Here is a 14,196-nt window from a genome sequence, read left to right on the forward strand (position 1 = left end):
GACAGGACACGCCGCCGGACGGCAGCACGGCCCGGGACACCCGGGCCGATCTCGCAGTGTAGGCCAGCGATCTGCGGACCGCCTGACCTGACGCGCCGAGCCCGCTGACCGGTGGCTCAGCCGCCGAAGCGCCCGGGCTCGTCGACCGGAAGCATCCCCTGGGCCAGCCCGTCGGGCACGGCGAGCCCGAGGTGGCGCCAGGCCAGCGCCGTGGCGACCCGGCCGCGGGGGGTGCGGGCGAGGTAGCCGGTGCGCACGAGATAGGGCTCGGCGACCGTCTCGACGGTGTCGGTCTCCTCGCCGACGGCGACGGCGAGCGTCGACAGACCGGTCGGGCCGCCGCCGAAGCGGGTGCACAGGACCTCGAGCACCCCGCGGTCGAGCCGGTCGAGACCGGCGTCGTCGACGTCGAAGAGGGTGAGCGCGGCCTGGGCGGAGCGGGCGTCGACGACGTGGTCGCCGTGCACCTGCGCCCAGTCCCGCACCCGGCGCAGCAGCCGGTTGGCGATGCGGGGCGTCCCCCGCGAGCGGCGGGCGATCTCGGCGATGCCGGCGGCGTCCGCGTCGACCTGGAGCAGCCCGGCCGAGCGGTGCAGGATCGTCTCGAGGTCGGCGGTCTCGTAATAGTCGAGATGGCCGGTGAAGCCGAAGCGGTCGCGCAGGGGCGCGGGCAGCAGCCCGGCCCGGGTCGTCGCGCCGACGACGGTGAAGGGCGGCAGCTCGAGCGGGATCGCGGTCGCCCCGGGCCCCTTGCCGACGACGACGTCGACGCGGAAGTCCTCCATCGCGAGGTAGAGCATCTCCTCGGCCGGGCGCGACATGCGGTGGATCTCGTCGAGGAAGAGCACCTCGCCCTCGGCGAGCGAGGACAGGATCGCCGCGAGGTCCCCCGCGTGCTGGATCGCCGGGCCGGAGGTGACCCGCACCGGCTGGCCGAGCTCGGCGCCGACGATCATCGCCAGCGTCGTCTTGCCCAGCCCGGGCGGGCCGGAGAGCAGGACGTGGTCCGGGGGCGCGGCACGGCGTCGTGCCGCCTCGAGGACGAGCCCGAGCTGGTCGCGCACCTTCGTCTGGCCGGGGAAGTCGACGAGCCGCTTCGGGCGCAGCGCCGCCTCGACCGCGGTGTCGTCCTCGGCCGCGGCGTCGACGATGCGCGCCGTCGCGTCGTACGACCCGTCGGGCAGGCTCGCCGGGCCGCCGGGCGGGCTCACGGGGCCGTCGGCCGGCCCGCCGCCGGCGGGCTCCTCGACCTCGCGGATCTCGGAGGTGAAGCCGTCGCGGCTCATCCGGCGAGCTCTCGCAGGGCGGCGCGCAGGGCGGCGGAGACGTCTGGCGCGTCGCCGAGACCGGCCGCTGCGCGGTCGAGCGCGCCCTCGGCCTGCGACGCCGAGTAGCCCAGGCCGACGAGGGCCTCGAGCACCTGGGTGCGCCACGGGGCGACGACCGGCTCGACCGGGGCCGACGCGACGGCACCGGGCACGACGCCGATCCTGTCGCGCAGCTCGAGCACGAGGCGCTCGGCGCCCTTCTTGCCGATGCCGGGGACTTTCGTCAGGGTGCGCACGTCCTCGCTGCCGACGGCGGCCGCGAGAGTGTCCGGGGTGAGCACGGACAGGATCGCGAGCGCGACGCGCGGCCCGACGCCCGAGACCGTCATGAGCAGCTCGAAGGTGTCGCGCGTGCCGTCCGCGTCGAAGCCGTAGAGGGTGAGCGAGTCCTCGCGCACGACGAGCGAGGTCGCGAGGGTCACCTCGGAGCCGGTGCGGCACGCGGCGGCGACGGCCGGCGGGGTGTGCACGAGCATGCCCACACCGCCGACGGAGACGACGACGCGGTCGAGGCCGACGTGCTGGGCGCTGCCGGTCACGGAGGCGATCACGCGCCGACCCCCTTCGCCGCGAGCCGGGCCCGCTCGGAGGCGACGGCCTGCTCGAGCCGGGCCGACCCCCCGCCGCGCCAGGCGTGGCAGATGGCGACGGCGAGCGCGTCGGCCGCGTCGGCCGGGCGGGGCGCCTCGGGCAGGCCGAGGACGCGGGTGATCATCGAGGTGACCTGCGCCTTGTCGGCGCGTCCCGAGCCGGTGACCGCGGCCTTGACCTCGGTCGGGGTGTGCTCGTGGGTGACGAGACCGCGGCGCGCGGCGGCGAGGTGCACCAGGCCGCTCGCCATCGCGGTCGTCATGACCGTCGGCACGTGCTCGGCGACGTAGACCCGCTCGATGGCGACGACATCGGGCTCGAAGCGGTCGAGCCACGTGTCGAGCTCGTCGGCGAGGTAGGCCAGCCGGTCGCCGGTCGCGCGCTCGGAGGTCGTGCGCACGACGCCGACGGCGACCATCCGCGGGCGGGCCCCGCTCGGTGCGAGGTCGCCCCGGACGCCGACGTCGACGACCGACAGCCCGCACCGGGTGAGACCGGGATCCACCCCGAGGACGCGCACGACATCTCCCTTCGACCGAACACCTGTTCGGGACCAACCTACGCAGACGGGCCGGACGGCGTCGTCAGCGACACGCGTCCGGCCCGGTGCGAGGACCTGCCCGGCGGGCGACCTCAGTCGTCGGACTCGAGCTCGGCGAGGACCTCGTCGGGGATGTCGCCGTTGACGTAGACGTCCTGGACGTCGTCGCTGTCCTCGAGGGCCTCGACGACGCGGATCATCTTGCGCGCGCCGTCGGCGTCGAGCGGGACCTGGAGGTTGGGCACCCACGAGGCCTCGGCCGAGTCGTAGTCGACCCCGGCGTCCTGGAGCGCGGTGCGCACGGCGATGAAGTCGGTGGCCTCGGAGACGACCTGGAAGACGTCGCCGTGGTCGTTGATCTCCTCGGCGCCGGCCTCGAGGACGATCTCGAGCAGGCCGTCCTCGGTCGCGTCGGGCTTGCCCTCGCCCTGGGCCTTGGGGACCATGACGACGCCCTTGCGGTCGAAGACGTAGGCCACCGAGCCCGGGTCGGCGAGCTGGCCGCCGTTGCGGGACAGCGCGGTGCGCACCTCGGCCGCGGCGCGGTTGCGGTTGTCGGTGAGGCACTCGACGAAGACGGCGACGCCGCCGGGCGCGTAGCCCTCGTAGACGATGGTCTCCCAGTCGGCCCCGCCCGCGGTGGCCCCCGACCCGCGCTTGACCGCGTTGTCGATGTTGTTGTTGGGGACCGAGGACTTCTTCGCCTTCTGGATGGCGTCGTAGAGCGTCGGGTTGCCCGCGGGGTCGCCACCGCCGGTGCGCGCGGCGACCTCGATGTTCTTGATGAGCTTGGCGAAGAGCTTGCCGCGCTTGGCGTCGATCGCCGCCTTCTTGTGCTTCGTGGTTGCCCACTTGGAGTGGCCGGACACTAAGACTCCCTCTGCTGCTGCTCGCGGTGACCTGATCGACGGCCAACTGTAGTCGCCGGGTGCGCCGTCGGCGGGCGTGCCTAGGCTGCGGCCATGGACCGACCCCTCGTCATGCGGCCGCGGGCGGCCGCAGACCTGCCCGCCCTCGTCGACCTCGTCGGCGAGCAGCAGCCGCAGAGCCGCTACCCCTACCGGTGGCCGCTGCCCTTCCCCGTCGAGGACTTCCTCGTGCGCCCGGGCGAGATCGAGACGTGGGTGGCCGAGGACGACGAGGGCCTGCTCGGGCACGTCTCGCTCACCCGGGCCGACGTCGACGAGCACGCGGCGGCGTGGTCGCAGGGCACCGGCCGACCGGCCGGGGAGCTCGCGGTCGTCTCGGTCCTCGTCGTCGCGAGCCGGGCCCGGCGTCGAGGCATCGGGCGCGCCCTCATCGGCGAGGCGGTCGCGCGCAGCCGTGCGCTCGACCTCCAGCCCGTGCTCGACGTCCTGCCGGTCAACGACGCCGCGCTGGCGATGTACCGCGGCCTTGGCTGGGTCGAGCTGTCGCGGGCCCGCGCGTCCTGGCAGCCCGACGACGCGCCCGACCTCGTCCTCATGACCCTGCCGGGCTAGCTCCCGGCGGGTGGCACGGCTAGCCCCTGGCAGGTACCGCCACCGGCACCGGGGCCGTCCGGCTCCAGCCGAGGACGACCGCTGCGTCCGTGCGTCGGAAGAGGTCGCGGTCGGCGGCCTTGCGCAGGTCCAGGGTGCGACCGAGCCGGATGCTGTAGAAGCGGTAGTCGGTGTCCCCCACGCCCCCCGAGGCGCCGGCCCGGATGCCGTAGTCGGCCGCGGAGCGGCTCGACACCGTCGTCGTCGTGATGATCGGACCCGACCTCCCCGCCGCGGCCACCACCCGCAGGGTGCCCCCGGGGCCCACGGACACGGACGCCGCGCCCGTGCAGCTGCTCGCGGACGTCGAGATGATCGACGGGTGCGCACCGGTGCCGCCGAAGCGCACCTCGCACCCGGTCTGGCGCACGCCGCCCGCGGGCGCCGAGCCGTGGACGAAGTCGCCGTACTTGTCCAGGGCGGGGGTCGTCGTCGCGTTGGCCAGCCCGGGTCGGGCGGTGGTCTTGGTCCAGGCGACCCACATGTTCGCGTAGGCACCCGCCATGACCTTGCGGTCGGCGGGACGGCGGAGGTCGATCCGCCGCTTCGAGCGCGTGTCGAAGAGGTCGACGTGCAGCTCGGTGGGCGAGGAGCTGATGCCGGTGATGATGCCGCGGCGCACGAGGGTCTCGTCGGCGTCGGCCGAGACGTTGACCGTGCTCCCCCGCTGCTCGTCGGAGTAGCGGATGCGCACCCGGCCCAGGCTGCTGATCCCGACGCTGCGCACCCCGGTGCAGTGGTGGCTGCTGTTGGCGTGGATCTTCGGCCCGGCGGAGCCGAAGCGGATGACGCACCCGCCGGCCACCGTCTGGTCGTCCGTCGCGAGCCGGTCGTGGTAGCGCCCGTACGCGTCGACACCGGGGTCGAGCTGTCGTGCGTCGACGGCGCTGCGGCCGAGCCAGCCGAAGGACGCGCCGCCGCGGACGACCCGGGCGCGCTGCGCCGTGCTGCGCATGTCGACCCGCTTGCCGCTCCTGGAGTCGAAGAAGCGCAGCGCAATCGAGCGGGGGCTGCGAGAGGCACCGACGGTGATCCCTCGTGAGGCCAGGGTCGTGTCGGCGCTAACCAGGAGCCGGGTCTGGGGGTACCGCGCCCCCGGGGCCAGCCGGACCTCGAGGTCTCCCAGACCGGTCCGGGTCACGGAGACGGCGCCGATGCACGGCCGGCCGAGCGACGGCGAGAGGAAGGGCGTGCCCGCCCCGTCGAAGCGCAGGAGACAGCCGCCGATGACGTTGCGGTCCGGCGGCGCCGGGTCGGCCGCGGACGCGGGTGCGGCGGCGCCCCACGCACCGGTGGACATGACGAGCACGGCGAGCAGCACAGCTGCCGCCCGCCGGACGAGCGAACGCATCACGATCCCCAACCCCTGCAACCCCTGCGACGTGGCATCGAGCGACGCCTGGGCGAGGATCGTGCATCACTGTGCATGGTGTCAACCAGATGATGGCATCCTGGGGAGGACGAGCACAGGAGGTGCCCATGGCAGGTCGCAGCGCACGACGCCCGGTGACCCGGTACCGCGCCGGCGAGGTCGACCGGCGGGTCGACACCCTCGCCGTCGAGGAGCCGCTGGAGATCCGGGTCGACGGCGAGCCCTTCACCCTGACGATGCGCACCCCGGGCGACGACGTCGAGCTCGCCCACGGGCTGCTGCGCTCCGAGGGCGTCATCACCTCGCGCGAGGACGTCCAGGTCATGCGGTACTGCTCGGACACCACGACCCTCAACGTCCTCGACGTCGCGCTCACCCGCGCCCCCGGCGTGCCCCTGAGCGGCCAGCGCAACCTCGCCTCTTACGGCGGCTGCGGGCTCTGCGGGTCGAGCACCATCGACGCCGTCGCGGAGCGGGTGCTCCTCGCCTCACGGGTCGAGCACGCCGACGTCGAGGTCGAGCCGGCGGCGATCACCCGGGCCCTCGACGGGCTGCGCGAGGCGCAGACCCTCTTCGGCAAGACCGGCGGCGTCCACGGCGCGGCCGTCGCGAGCGCGCAGGGCGAGGTGCTCCACGCCCGCGAGGACGTCGGCCGGCACAACGCCGTCGACAAGGTGCTCGGCCGGCTCGTCCTCGACGAGGCCCCGCCCGCTCCCCTACTCGTCGTCAGCTCGCGCGCGAGCTTCGAGATCGTCGCGAAGGCCGCCGTCGCCGGCGTCAGCGTGCTCGCCTGCGTCTCGGCGCCCTCGAGCCTGGCCGCGGACGCGGCCGACCAGCTCGGTCTCACGCTCGTCGCCTTCGCCCGCGACGACCGGCTCACCGTCGTCACCTCGCCCGAGCGCGTCCGCCAGGGCGCGGCCGACGCCCCCGCGGCCTCCTGAGGCCGGTCCCGACCGCCTCGACGGGACGACGGGGGCGGGGCCCGAAGGGGTCAGCGTGCGGCGAGCGCGTCGTCGAACTCGACGGTCTGCGGCAGCTCGGCATGACCGGCGAGGCGGAACCATCGCACGACACGCTTGCTGCGCACCCGCTGGACCTCCTTGACCGCGTCGTTGTGGAAGCGACGGGCCAGCTGCACCCGCAGCGCGGCCGCGTGGAGACGCTCGAGCGCCGCGGCGCCCGCTCCCCCGTCGGCCTGCACCTGCGCGACGACCTCGGGGCCGAGCGCCGCGCCCAGGGTCTCGGTGAGCTCGGACTCCACCCCTTCGCGCCCGGCGAAGTGCTGCCCCTCGAGGAGGTCGGTCTCGAAGGTCCGCTCCGTCGTGCGCTCGAGCGACTGGCTCGCCGCCGCCGCGACGAGGAAGCCCGTCGCCGGGTCGACGGCGCCGGAGTTGGCGACCTCGAGGGCGGCCTCGGCACGTCGCACGAGCGCGGCGTCGAGCGCCGACAGCGCGCCCTCGACCTTCGCGTGGAGGCGGTCGAGCCGGGCCGCGGAGTAGCTGAGGTACCAGGCGAGGAGGGAGACGACGGCTGCGGTGACCGCGACCCACTCGAGGACGCTCATCGGCGCTCCCGCAGCCGGGTCGGGACCTCGCGCAGCGGCCGCGCGTCGAGGACCGTCTCGTAGACGGCGGTGATCTCGGCGGCGACGACCGACCAGTCGAAGTCGGCCGCCCGCTCCCGCCCGCACGCCGCGAGCTCCTCGCGCCGGGCGGGGTCGCGCAGCAGGGCGACGAGCTGCTCGGCGAGGTCGTGCGTGCGCTCGTTGCGGAAGGTCGCCCCCGCGCGGCCCCCGTCGAGGACCCGGACGAAGGCGGGGAGGTCGCTCGCGAGCACGGGCGCTCCGGCGGCCATCGCCTCGACGAGGACGATGCCGAAGCTCTCTCCGCCCGTGTGGGGGGCGACGTAGACGTCCACCGAGGAGAAGAAGGCCGCCTTGTCCTCCTCGCTGAGCGCCCCGAGCATCTCGGTCGCCGCGGCGACGTCCTGCGGCAGGCGCGCGTGCGCGGTCTGGCTCGAGCCCGGGCCGACGACGAGCAGGCGGGCGCCGGGGATCGCGCGCAGCACCTCGCTCATCGCCTCCGCGAGGACCGGCAGCCCCTTGCGCGGCTCGTCGACCCGGCCGAGGAAGCCGATCGTCGGACGACCGGGCTCGCCCGACCACTGCGGCCGGCGCGAGGCGGCCGCGTAGGTCTGGGTCTCGACGCCGTTGGGGATGACGACGGCGTCGCCCCCGAGGTGGGTCGTCACCGTGCGGCGTGCGTCCTCGGAGACGGCGATGCGGGCGCTGATCTTCTCCAATGACGGGCGCAGCAGCGGGTAGGCCGCCTGCATCGCCCGGGAGCGCAGGTTCGAGGTGTGGAAGGTCGCGACGACCGGCTGGGTCGCCGCCCACAGCGCGAGGACGGAGACGCTCGGGGTCACCGGCTCGTGGATGTGCAGCAGGTCGAAGTCGCCGTCGGCGATCCACCGGCTCACGCGGGCGGCGGTGATCGGGCCGAAGTTGAGCCGGGCGACCGAGCCGTTGTAGCGGATGGGCACCGCGCGCCCGGCCGAGGTGACGTAGTCGGGCAGGACCGTGCCCTCGTCGGCCGGGGCGAGCACCTCGGCGTGGTGCCCGTCGGCGAGCAGCCGGTCGGCGAGGTCGCGGATGTGGAACTGCACCCCGCCGGGCACGTCGAAGGAGTACGGGCTGACGAGGCCGACCCTCATGCGGCCGCCTCGTCCGGGGCACGGCGTCGCGCCGAGAGGTCGGCGACGAAGACCCGCTGCATCATGTGCCAGTCCTGCGGGTGCTCGCGGATCGCCGCGCCGAGCGCGTCGGCGCAGGCCTGGGTCGCGGCGGCGACACGCTGCGTGCGGGTGCCCTCGGTGGGCACGTCGACGGCCGGGTGGACGGTGATGTCCAGGCCCCACCGGTGCCGTCCGCGGCGCACGTGACGCATCGTCACGGGGAAGAGCGGGACGCCGGTCTCGACGGCCAGGGCCGCGGGACCGGCGGCGACCCGGGCGCGCTCGCCGGCGAGGTCGACCTCGACCCCGCTCGCGGAGAGGTCGCGGTCGGAGAGCAGGGGCATGACGACCGGGTCGCCGGTGCGCAGCTGCGCGAGGAGGGCGCCGAAGGTGCCGCGCTCCGCCGGGTGGATCGTCATGCTGAGCTCGCCCTCGCGGAAGTCGAGGAAGGCCTGGAACATCTCCTCGGGCCGCAGCCGCTCCGCGACGGTGACGACGTGCCCGAGATGACGGGCGCACCATGCGCCGGCGAGGTCCCAGTTGCCCGTGTGGCCGAGGAAGGCGAGCACGGGGCGCCCCTGCTCGAGCTCGGCGAGCATCGGCTCGGTCCCCGTGATGTGCACGAGGTCGTCGACCTGCTCGCCCGACAGGGCCGGCAGGCGGAAGGCCTCGACGTAGTAGCGGAAGGCGCGGCGCACCCCGTCGGCCGTGAGCTCCTGCAGCTCGGCCGGACCGAGGTCGGGCCGCACGCGGGCGTAGTTGCTGCGCAGCCGCTGCACCGAGGAGCCGTCACGGCGGGTGACGACGGAGGCGACGGCGTCGAAGAGGGCGTAGGCGAGCGGCGCGGGCAGCAGGCGCAGCGCGCGCCACCCGGCCCGGAAGGCCAGGACGCTCGCCAGCTCCTGGAGGCGGGGCAGGGCGGGCACCGTGCTCAGCCCCGGGCGTCGAGCGCCGCGGCGGCGGCCATCGCCTGGCTGCGCACGACGAGCATGCGCTGGAGCACGGTGACGGCGCTGGCGACGGCGAGGAGCGCGAGGACGACGGTGAGGACGCGCTCGGGCAGGCCGAGGCCGACGAGACCGGCGGTGACGAGCGCGGTGACGAGCCGGTCGGCCCGCTCGGCGATGCCGACGTCGGCGCTCATGCCCAGCCCCTCGGCGCGGGCCTTCGCGTACGAGACGAGGCTGCCGAGGACCAGGCAGGCCAGGGCGAGGTAGCCGGTGAGCTGGTGCTCGCCGCCGGTGAAGTACCAGATCGCCAGGCCCGAGAAGATCGCCGCGTCGCCGAAGCGGTCGAGCGTGGAGTCGAGGTAGGCCCCCCACACGCCCTTGCGCCCCTGCATCCGCGCCATGACCCCGTCGAGGGTGTCGGAGAAGACGAAGGCGGTGATGACGAGGACGCCGACGAGCAGCTCTCCGCGCGGGAAGAAGAAGAGCGCGCCGAAGCACACCCCGAGGGTCCCCACGACGGTCACGACGTCCGGGCTGATGCCGAGCCGCAGGAGCAGCCGGGCCACGGGTGTGAAGATCGTGGTGAAGAAGGCGCGCGCGTATTTGTTGAGCATGGCCCTGCCAGCGTAGTGGCCCGCAGCCCGCCGCCCGACCACCTGCGGGGCGCGTCGCCTTGCCTGAGAGCGGCCCAGCGGCGAGGGTGGCGCCATGGGCGAAGGGGTGTCGAGGGGCTGGCGGCTGGCCGTCACCGGCCTCCTCGTCGGCGGGGTGGTCGCTGGCAGCCTCGTCGGCGACGACCGGTGGTGGCCCTTCTCGCCGATGTCGCAGTACGCCTTCCTCGTCGAGGACCAGGGCGGCGTCATCAGCTCTCCGTACCTCGAGGCGACGACCGTGCAGGGGCAGGACGTCCGGGTCCGCCTCGACCGCGAGAACCTCGGCATGGAGCGCTCGGAGATCGAGGGCCAGCTGCGCAGCCTGCAGGCCGAGCCCTCCCGGCTGCAGGCCGTCGCCGTGCTCCACGCCCGGCGTCAGCCCGAGCAGCCCCGGTGGTCGCAGGTGCGGCTCATGGACGACCGGCGGGTGCTCGGCGACGACCCGAGCCACGAGCAGGTGACGCTCGCCACGTGGGACGTCGAGCACCCCGAGGACCCGGAGCGCGGCCTGTGAGGGGCCTCGACCTCGCGATGCCCGAGGTGCCGCTCGCCCGGGTCGCCTGGATGCGGCGGCTCGTCTACCCCTTCGTCATCTTCGACGTCCTCGTCAATGTCACCGACCCGATCCCCCACGGCGACGTCCCCGCCGAGCTCTACCGCGAGCTGCCGGTGCGCGCCCTGCTCGGGCTGCCCGCCCCCTCCCCCGGCTACGTCAGGGTGCTCCTCGTCGTCATCGTGCTCAGCGCGCTCGTCGCGGCCCTCGGGCGGCTGCCGCGGCTCGCGGGCGCGGTGTGCGGCCTGGGGATGCTCGACTGGATGAGCAACGCCTTCTCGTACAGCAAGATCGACCACGACCACTTCGCGCTCATGGTCGCCCTCCTCGTGCTGCCGACCGTCGGCGCCGCGCGCGCCGGCGACCTCACCCCGAGCCGGGCCGCGGGCTGGGCGCTGCGGATGATCCAGATGGGCGTCGTCGCGACGTACTTCCTGTCGGCCGTGGCGAAGATGCGCTTCGGCACGTGGCTGTGGGCCAACGGCTCGACCTTCGTGTGGGCCTTCAGCCGGCGCGGCAACGACGTCGCGCAGTGGCTCGCCGGTCACCCCGCGCTCGTCCACCTCACCCAGTGGTCGCTGCTCGGGCTCGAGTTCGTCTCACCGGTGCTGCTGTGGCTGCGCGGGCGGGGTCTGGCGATCGGCATCGGCATCTGCTTCGCCTTCCACGCGACGACGGCCTACCTGCTGCACATCCACTTCCTGCCGCTCGTGGTCTGCCTCTTCGCCTTCCTGCCGCTCGAGCGGCTCGGCGAGCTCAGGCGGGGTCGGGCCAGGCCTGCGCGAGCCGGTCGCGCGCGTCCTCGAGCAGGATCGGCAGCGCCTTCGTCTGCGCGATGATCGGCAGGAAGTTCATGTCGCCGCCCCACCGCGGGATGACGTGCTGGTGCAGGTGCGCGGCGACACCGGCCCCGGCGACCTCGCCCTGGTTCATCCCGAGGTTGAAGCCGTGCGGCGCCGAGGTCGCCTCGAGCACCCGGATCGCCGTCTTCGTCATCGCGGTGAACTCCGCGGTCTCCTCGTCGGTGAGGTCGACGTAGAGGGAGACGTGGCGGTAGGGGCAGACGAGGACGTGGCCCGCGTTGTACGGGAAGAGGTTCATCACGACGAAGCAGTGCTCGCCGCGGGCGACGACGAGGCCCTCGGCGTCCCCCTTCGCCGGTGCCGCGCAGAAGGGGCAGCCGTCCCCGGCCTCGGCGCTCGGCCGCTCCCCCGTCACGTACGCCATGCGGTGCGGGGTCCACAGCCGGCCGAAGCCGTCGGGCACCCCGGCGAGGCCGCGCGCGTCCTCGGTCGGCAGCTCCTCGTGCGTCATGCGCCCGATCCTACGGAGCGCGACGGGGACCGCTCACGGGGTCCACTGCATGACGCGGGGCGAGGGGGCGCCGAAGCCCGTCGCCTCGAAGAGCTCGCGACCGGCGTCGCTGCTGCGCAGCTCGAGCCAGCGCACCCCTTCGTCGCGCGCCGCGCGCTGCAGGCTCGTCATGAGCGCGCGGCCGACGCCGGTGCGGCGGTGGGACGGGGTGACGAAGACGGACTGGACGTACCACCACTCCGGACGGCCCTCGGCCATGAGGGTCGGCAGCTTGCGCACGCGCAGGGCGAGCAGGCACCCGACCGGCGTCCCGTCGCCCAGCTCGGCGATCCACCCGCGGTAGCCGTCGATCTCGGCGAGGAGGGCGTCGGCGTACTCGGTGAGGAACCCCGCACGGGTCGCCCGCCCGACCTCGCGGTCGTGCTGGATCCGCAGCGCGGCCAGGGCGAAGGCGTCGCGGCGCTCGATCGGGCGGATGGTCGCGTCCATGCGCCGAAGACTAGGCCCTGGGCCGGGCGCGCTACGGCGCAGTACTGGTCGCGATCACGACCAGTACTGCGCCGTAGCAGGCGTCGGAGCCGGAGCCCGCGTCGGGGCCCCTGTCAGACCTGGGCGCGGGTGTCGATCGCCTCGCGGATCTTCGCGATCGCGTCGGCGACGGGCACGCCGTTCTCCTGCGAGCCGTCGCGGTAGCGGAAGGAGACCGCGCCGGCGGCCTGGTCCTCAGCGCCCGCGATGAGGGTGAAGGGGACCTTCGACTTGCTCGCGTTGCGGATCTTCTTCGGGAAGCGGTCGTCGCTGCGGTCCATGTCGACCCGCACGCCGGCGGCGCGCAGCTGGTCGAGCACCTCCTGCAGGTAGGGCTCGAAGTCCTCTGCCACGGGCACGCCGAGCGCCTGCACCGGAGAGAGCCACACGGGGAAGGCACCGGCGTAGTGCTCGACGAGCACCCCGAAGAAGCGCTCGATGGAGCCGAACTTCGCCGAGTGGATCATCACCGGCTGCTGACGGGTGCCGTCGGCGGCCTGGTACTCGAGACCGAAGCGCTCGGGCTGGTTGAAGTCGTACTGGATGGTGCTCATCTGCCACGTGCGCCCGATGGCGTCCTTGGCCTGCACCGAGATCTTCGGGCCGTAGAAGGCCGCGCCGCCCGGGTCGTCGACGAGCGCGACGCCGAAGCTCTCGGCCGTCTCGCGCAGCACCTGGGTCGCCGTCTCCCACTGCTCGTCGGAGCCGATGAACTTGTCCTTCTTCTCGCCCTCCGTCGCACGCGTCGACAGCTCGAAGTAGTAGTCGTCGAGCCCGAAGTCCGTGAGCAGACCGGTGACGAAGCGCAGCAGGTGCTCGATCTCGCCCGGCGCCTGCTCGGCGGTGACGTAGGAGTGGCTGTCGTCCTGCGTCATCGCGCGCACGCGGGTCAGGCCGTGCACGACGCCGGACTTCTCGAAGCGGTAGACCGACCCGAACTCGAAGAGGCGCAGCGGCAGCTCGCGGTAGGAGCGACCCCGGCTGCGGAAGATGAGGTTGTGCATCGGGCAGTTCATCGCCTTGAGGCGGTACTCCGCGTGCTCCATGTGCATCGCCGGGAACATCGTGTCCGCGTAGTACGGCAGGTGCCCCGAGGTGTGGAAGAGCCCGTCCTTGGAGATGTGGGGCGTCGAGACGTACTCGAAGCCCTCCTCGATGTGGCGCCGGCGGACGTAGTCCTCCATCTCGCGCTTGATGACGCCGCCCTTGGGGTGGAAGACGACCATCCCGGACCCGAGCTCGTCGGGGAAGGAGAAGAGGTCGAGCTCGGCGCCGAGCTTGCGGTGGTCGCGGCGCTCGGCCTCCGCGAGACGCTCGAGGTAGGCCTTGAGGTCGTCCTTGGTCGGCCACGCCGTGCCGTAGATGCGCTGCAGCTGGGGGTTCTTCTCCGAGCCGCGCCAGTACGCGGCGGCGCTGCGCATCACCTTGTAGGCGTTGCCGATGACCTTCGTCGTCGGCACGTGGGGGCCGCGGCACAGGTCGCCCCACGCGACGCTGCCGTCGCGGCGCACGTTGTCGTAGATCGTCAGCTGGGCGCCGCCGACCTCGACGGAGGCGCCCTCTGCCGCCTCGTCGACGTCGCCGCCGGCGCCGCCCTTGAGCCCGATGAGCTCGCACTTGTACGGCTCGTCGGCGAGCTCGGCGAGGGCGTCCTCGTCGGAGATCTCGCGGCGCACGAAGGTCTGGCCCTCGTTGATGATCCGCTGCATCGCCTTCTCGAGGGCCTTGAGGTCCTCGGGCGTGAAGGGCTCGGCGACGTCGAAGTCGTAGTAGAAGCCGTCGCGGATCGGCGGGCCGATGCCGAGCTTGGCGTCCGCGCGCGCCTGCTGCACCGCCTGGGCGAGGACGTGGGCCGTCGAGTGCCGCAGCACGTCGAGCCCGTCCTGCTCCTGCGCCGTCACCGGCTCGACGACGTCGCCGTCGACGAGGACGTGGGCGAGGTCGCGCAGCTCGCCGCCGACGCGGGCGACGAGGACGTCACGGCGGCCCTCGAAGAGGTCGGCGGCGGTGGTGCCCTGCTCGACCGCTCGCTCGTCTCCGGCGACGTGGACGGTGATCTGGGCTGGCACGGCGGCGCTCCTGGGGTGTGCGGGTACTCGGTCGGCGGTCCGGG

General features: G+C 73.8%; 16 protein-coding genes. 4 read left to right on the forward strand and 12 right to left on the reverse strand.

Annotation, left to right across the window (positions count from 1 at the left end):
• Positions 1-116: 116 nt before the first annotated feature.
• From ruvB to L6241_RS01520, 4 genes are all read right to left on the reverse strand, one after another.
• On the reverse strand, positions 117-1,286 hold the full coding sequence (ruvB, locus tag L6241_RS01505; protein WP_368244480.1) for a Holliday junction branch migration DNA helicase RuvB: 1,170 nt from the start codon (positions 1,284-1,286) through the stop codon (positions 117-119).
• Complete coding sequence (ruvA, locus tag L6241_RS01510) at positions 1,283-1,879, reverse strand: Holliday junction branch migration protein RuvA (RefSeq protein ID WP_368244481.1); 597 nt, start codon at positions 1,877-1,879, stop codon at positions 1,283-1,285. The genes ruvB and ruvA overlap by 4 nt, the downstream gene beginning before the upstream one ends.
• The gene (ruvC, locus tag L6241_RS01515) at positions 1,876-2,439 is read right to left on the reverse strand and encodes a crossover junction endodeoxyribonuclease RuvC (RefSeq protein WP_368244482.1); all 564 of its coding nucleotides are present in this window, start codon (positions 2,437-2,439) and stop codon (positions 1,876-1,878) included. The genes ruvA and ruvC overlap by 4 nt, the downstream gene beginning before the upstream one ends.
• Before the next feature lie 113 nt (positions 2,440-2,552).
• Positions 2,553-3,329, reverse strand: a complete 777-nt coding sequence (locus tag L6241_RS01520) for a YebC/PmpR family DNA-binding transcriptional regulator (protein WP_123091832.1) — start codon at positions 3,327-3,329, stop codon at positions 2,553-2,555.
• A 93-nt stretch (positions 3,330-3,422) separates the two neighbouring features.
• On the opposite strand from L6241_RS01520, the gene L6241_RS01525 reads away from it, so the two are divergent.
• Complete coding sequence (locus tag L6241_RS01525; protein ID WP_368244483.1) at positions 3,423-3,941, forward strand: GNAT family N-acetyltransferase; 519 nt, start codon at positions 3,423-3,425, stop codon at positions 3,939-3,941.
• 19 nt (positions 3,942-3,960) lie between these two features.
• Here the strand turns inward: L6241_RS01525 and L6241_RS01530 are convergent, their stop codons facing one another.
• Complete coding sequence (locus tag L6241_RS01530) at positions 3,961-5,334, reverse strand: hypothetical protein (protein ID WP_368244484.1); 1,374 nt, start codon at positions 5,332-5,334, stop codon at positions 3,961-3,963.
• A 125-nt stretch (positions 5,335-5,459) separates the two neighbouring features.
• Between L6241_RS01530 and fdhD the strand changes: the two genes are divergently transcribed.
• A complete protein-coding gene (gene fdhD / locus L6241_RS01535; protein WP_368244485.1) occupies positions 5,460-6,293 on the forward strand; it encodes a formate dehydrogenase accessory sulfurtransferase FdhD in 834 nt (277 codons plus the stop codon).
• A 50-nt stretch (positions 6,294-6,343) separates the two neighbouring features.
• Here fdhD and L6241_RS01540 read toward each other — a convergent pair whose 3' ends face one another.
• The 4 genes from L6241_RS01540 to pgsA are packed head-to-tail and all read right to left on the reverse strand — an operon-like array spanning position 6,344 to position 9,649.
• Positions 6,344-6,916 carry a hypothetical protein gene (locus tag L6241_RS01540; RefSeq protein ID WP_191681819.1) on the reverse strand — a complete coding sequence of 191 codons (573 nt, stop codon included), beginning with the start codon at positions 6,914-6,916 and terminating at the stop codon, positions 6,344-6,346.
• A complete protein-coding gene (locus L6241_RS01545) occupies positions 6,913-8,064 on the reverse strand; it encodes a glycosyltransferase family 4 protein (protein WP_368244486.1) in 1,152 nt (383 codons plus the stop codon). The genes L6241_RS01540 and L6241_RS01545 overlap by 4 nt, the downstream gene beginning before the upstream one ends.
• Positions 8,061-9,011 carry a phosphatidylinositol mannoside acyltransferase gene (locus L6241_RS01550; RefSeq protein WP_368244487.1) on the reverse strand — a complete coding sequence of 317 codons (951 nt, stop codon included), beginning with the start codon at positions 9,009-9,011 and terminating at the stop codon, positions 8,061-8,063. Before L6241_RS01550 ends, L6241_RS01545 begins: the two co-directional genes overlap by 4 nt.
• Before the next feature lie 5 nt (positions 9,012-9,016).
• Positions 9,017-9,649, reverse strand: coding sequence for a phosphatidylinositol phosphate synthase (gene pgsA / locus L6241_RS01555; protein WP_123091838.1), 633 nt, complete (start codon positions 9,647-9,649; stop codon positions 9,017-9,019).
• A 94-nt stretch (positions 9,650-9,743) separates the two neighbouring features.
• Here pgsA and L6241_RS01560 point away from each other — a divergent pair, with 94 nt between their 5' ends.
• A complete protein-coding gene (locus L6241_RS01560; protein WP_191564253.1) occupies positions 9,744-10,202 on the forward strand; it encodes a hypothetical protein in 459 nt (152 codons plus the stop codon).
• Complete coding sequence (locus tag L6241_RS01565) at positions 10,199-11,080, forward strand: hypothetical protein (protein ID WP_240341651.1); 882 nt, start codon at positions 10,199-10,201, stop codon at positions 11,078-11,080. The genes L6241_RS01560 and L6241_RS01565 overlap by 4 nt, the downstream gene beginning before the upstream one ends.
• Here the strand turns inward: L6241_RS01565 and L6241_RS01570 are convergent.
• The 3 genes from L6241_RS01570 to thrS all read right to left on the reverse strand — a co-directional run bounded on the left by L6241_RS01570 (position 10,998) and on the right by thrS (position 14,152).
• A complete protein-coding gene (locus L6241_RS01570) occupies positions 10,998-11,555 on the reverse strand; it encodes an HIT domain-containing protein (protein WP_068275577.1) in 558 nt (185 codons plus the stop codon). The genes L6241_RS01565 and L6241_RS01570 overlap by 83 nt on opposite strands.
• Before the next feature lie 33 nt (positions 11,556-11,588).
• Complete coding sequence (locus L6241_RS01575) at positions 11,589-12,044, reverse strand: GNAT family N-acetyltransferase (protein ID WP_368244488.1); 456 nt, start codon at positions 12,042-12,044, stop codon at positions 11,589-11,591.
• Between the two features lie 113 nt (positions 12,045-12,157).
• Positions 12,158-14,152, reverse strand: a complete 1,995-nt coding sequence (gene thrS, locus L6241_RS01580) for a threonine--tRNA ligase (RefSeq protein WP_368244489.1) — start codon at positions 14,150-14,152, stop codon at positions 12,158-12,160.
• Positions 14,153-14,196: the final 44 nt, after the last annotated feature.

It is taken from the genome of Janibacter sp. Y6, from assembly GCF_040900765.1.
In the GTDB taxonomy this organism is placed as follows: Bacteria; Actinomycetota; Actinomycetes; order Actinomycetales; family Dermatophilaceae; genus Marihabitans; species Marihabitans melonis.

Excerpts from the sequence above, each read along its gene's own strand:
- ruvB (WP_368244480.1), bottom strand. The coding sequence starts at position 1,286 with ATGAGCCGCGACGGCTTCACCTCCGAGATCCGCGAGGTCGAGGAGCCC.
- L6241_RS01525 (WP_368244483.1), top strand. The coding sequence starts at position 3,423 with ATGGACCGACCCCTCGTCATGCGGCCGCGGGCGGCCGCAGACCTGCCC.
- fdhD (WP_368244485.1), top strand. The coding sequence starts at position 5,460 with ATGGCAGGTCGCAGCGCACGACGCCCGGTGACCCGGTACCGCGCCGGC.
- L6241_RS01540 (WP_191681819.1), bottom strand. The coding sequence starts at position 6,916 with ATGAGCGTCCTCGAGTGGGTCGCGGTCACCGCAGCCGTCGTCTCCCTC.
- L6241_RS01545 (WP_368244486.1), bottom strand. The coding sequence starts at position 8,064 with ATGAGGGTCGGCCTCGTCAGCCCGTACTCCTTCGACGTGCCCGGCGGG.
- pgsA (WP_123091838.1), bottom strand. The coding sequence starts at position 9,649 with ATGCTCAACAAATACGCGCGCGCCTTCTTCACCACGATCTTCACACCC.
- L6241_RS01560 (WP_191564253.1), top strand. The coding sequence starts at position 9,744 with ATGGGCGAAGGGGTGTCGAGGGGCTGGCGGCTGGCCGTCACCGGCCTC.
- L6241_RS01570 (WP_068275577.1), bottom strand. The coding sequence starts at position 11,555 with ATGACGCACGAGGAGCTGCCGACCGAGGACGCGCGCGGCCTCGCCGGG.
- L6241_RS01575 (WP_368244488.1), bottom strand. The coding sequence starts at position 12,044 with ATGGACGCGACCATCCGCCCGATCGAGCGCCGCGACGCCTTCGCCCTG.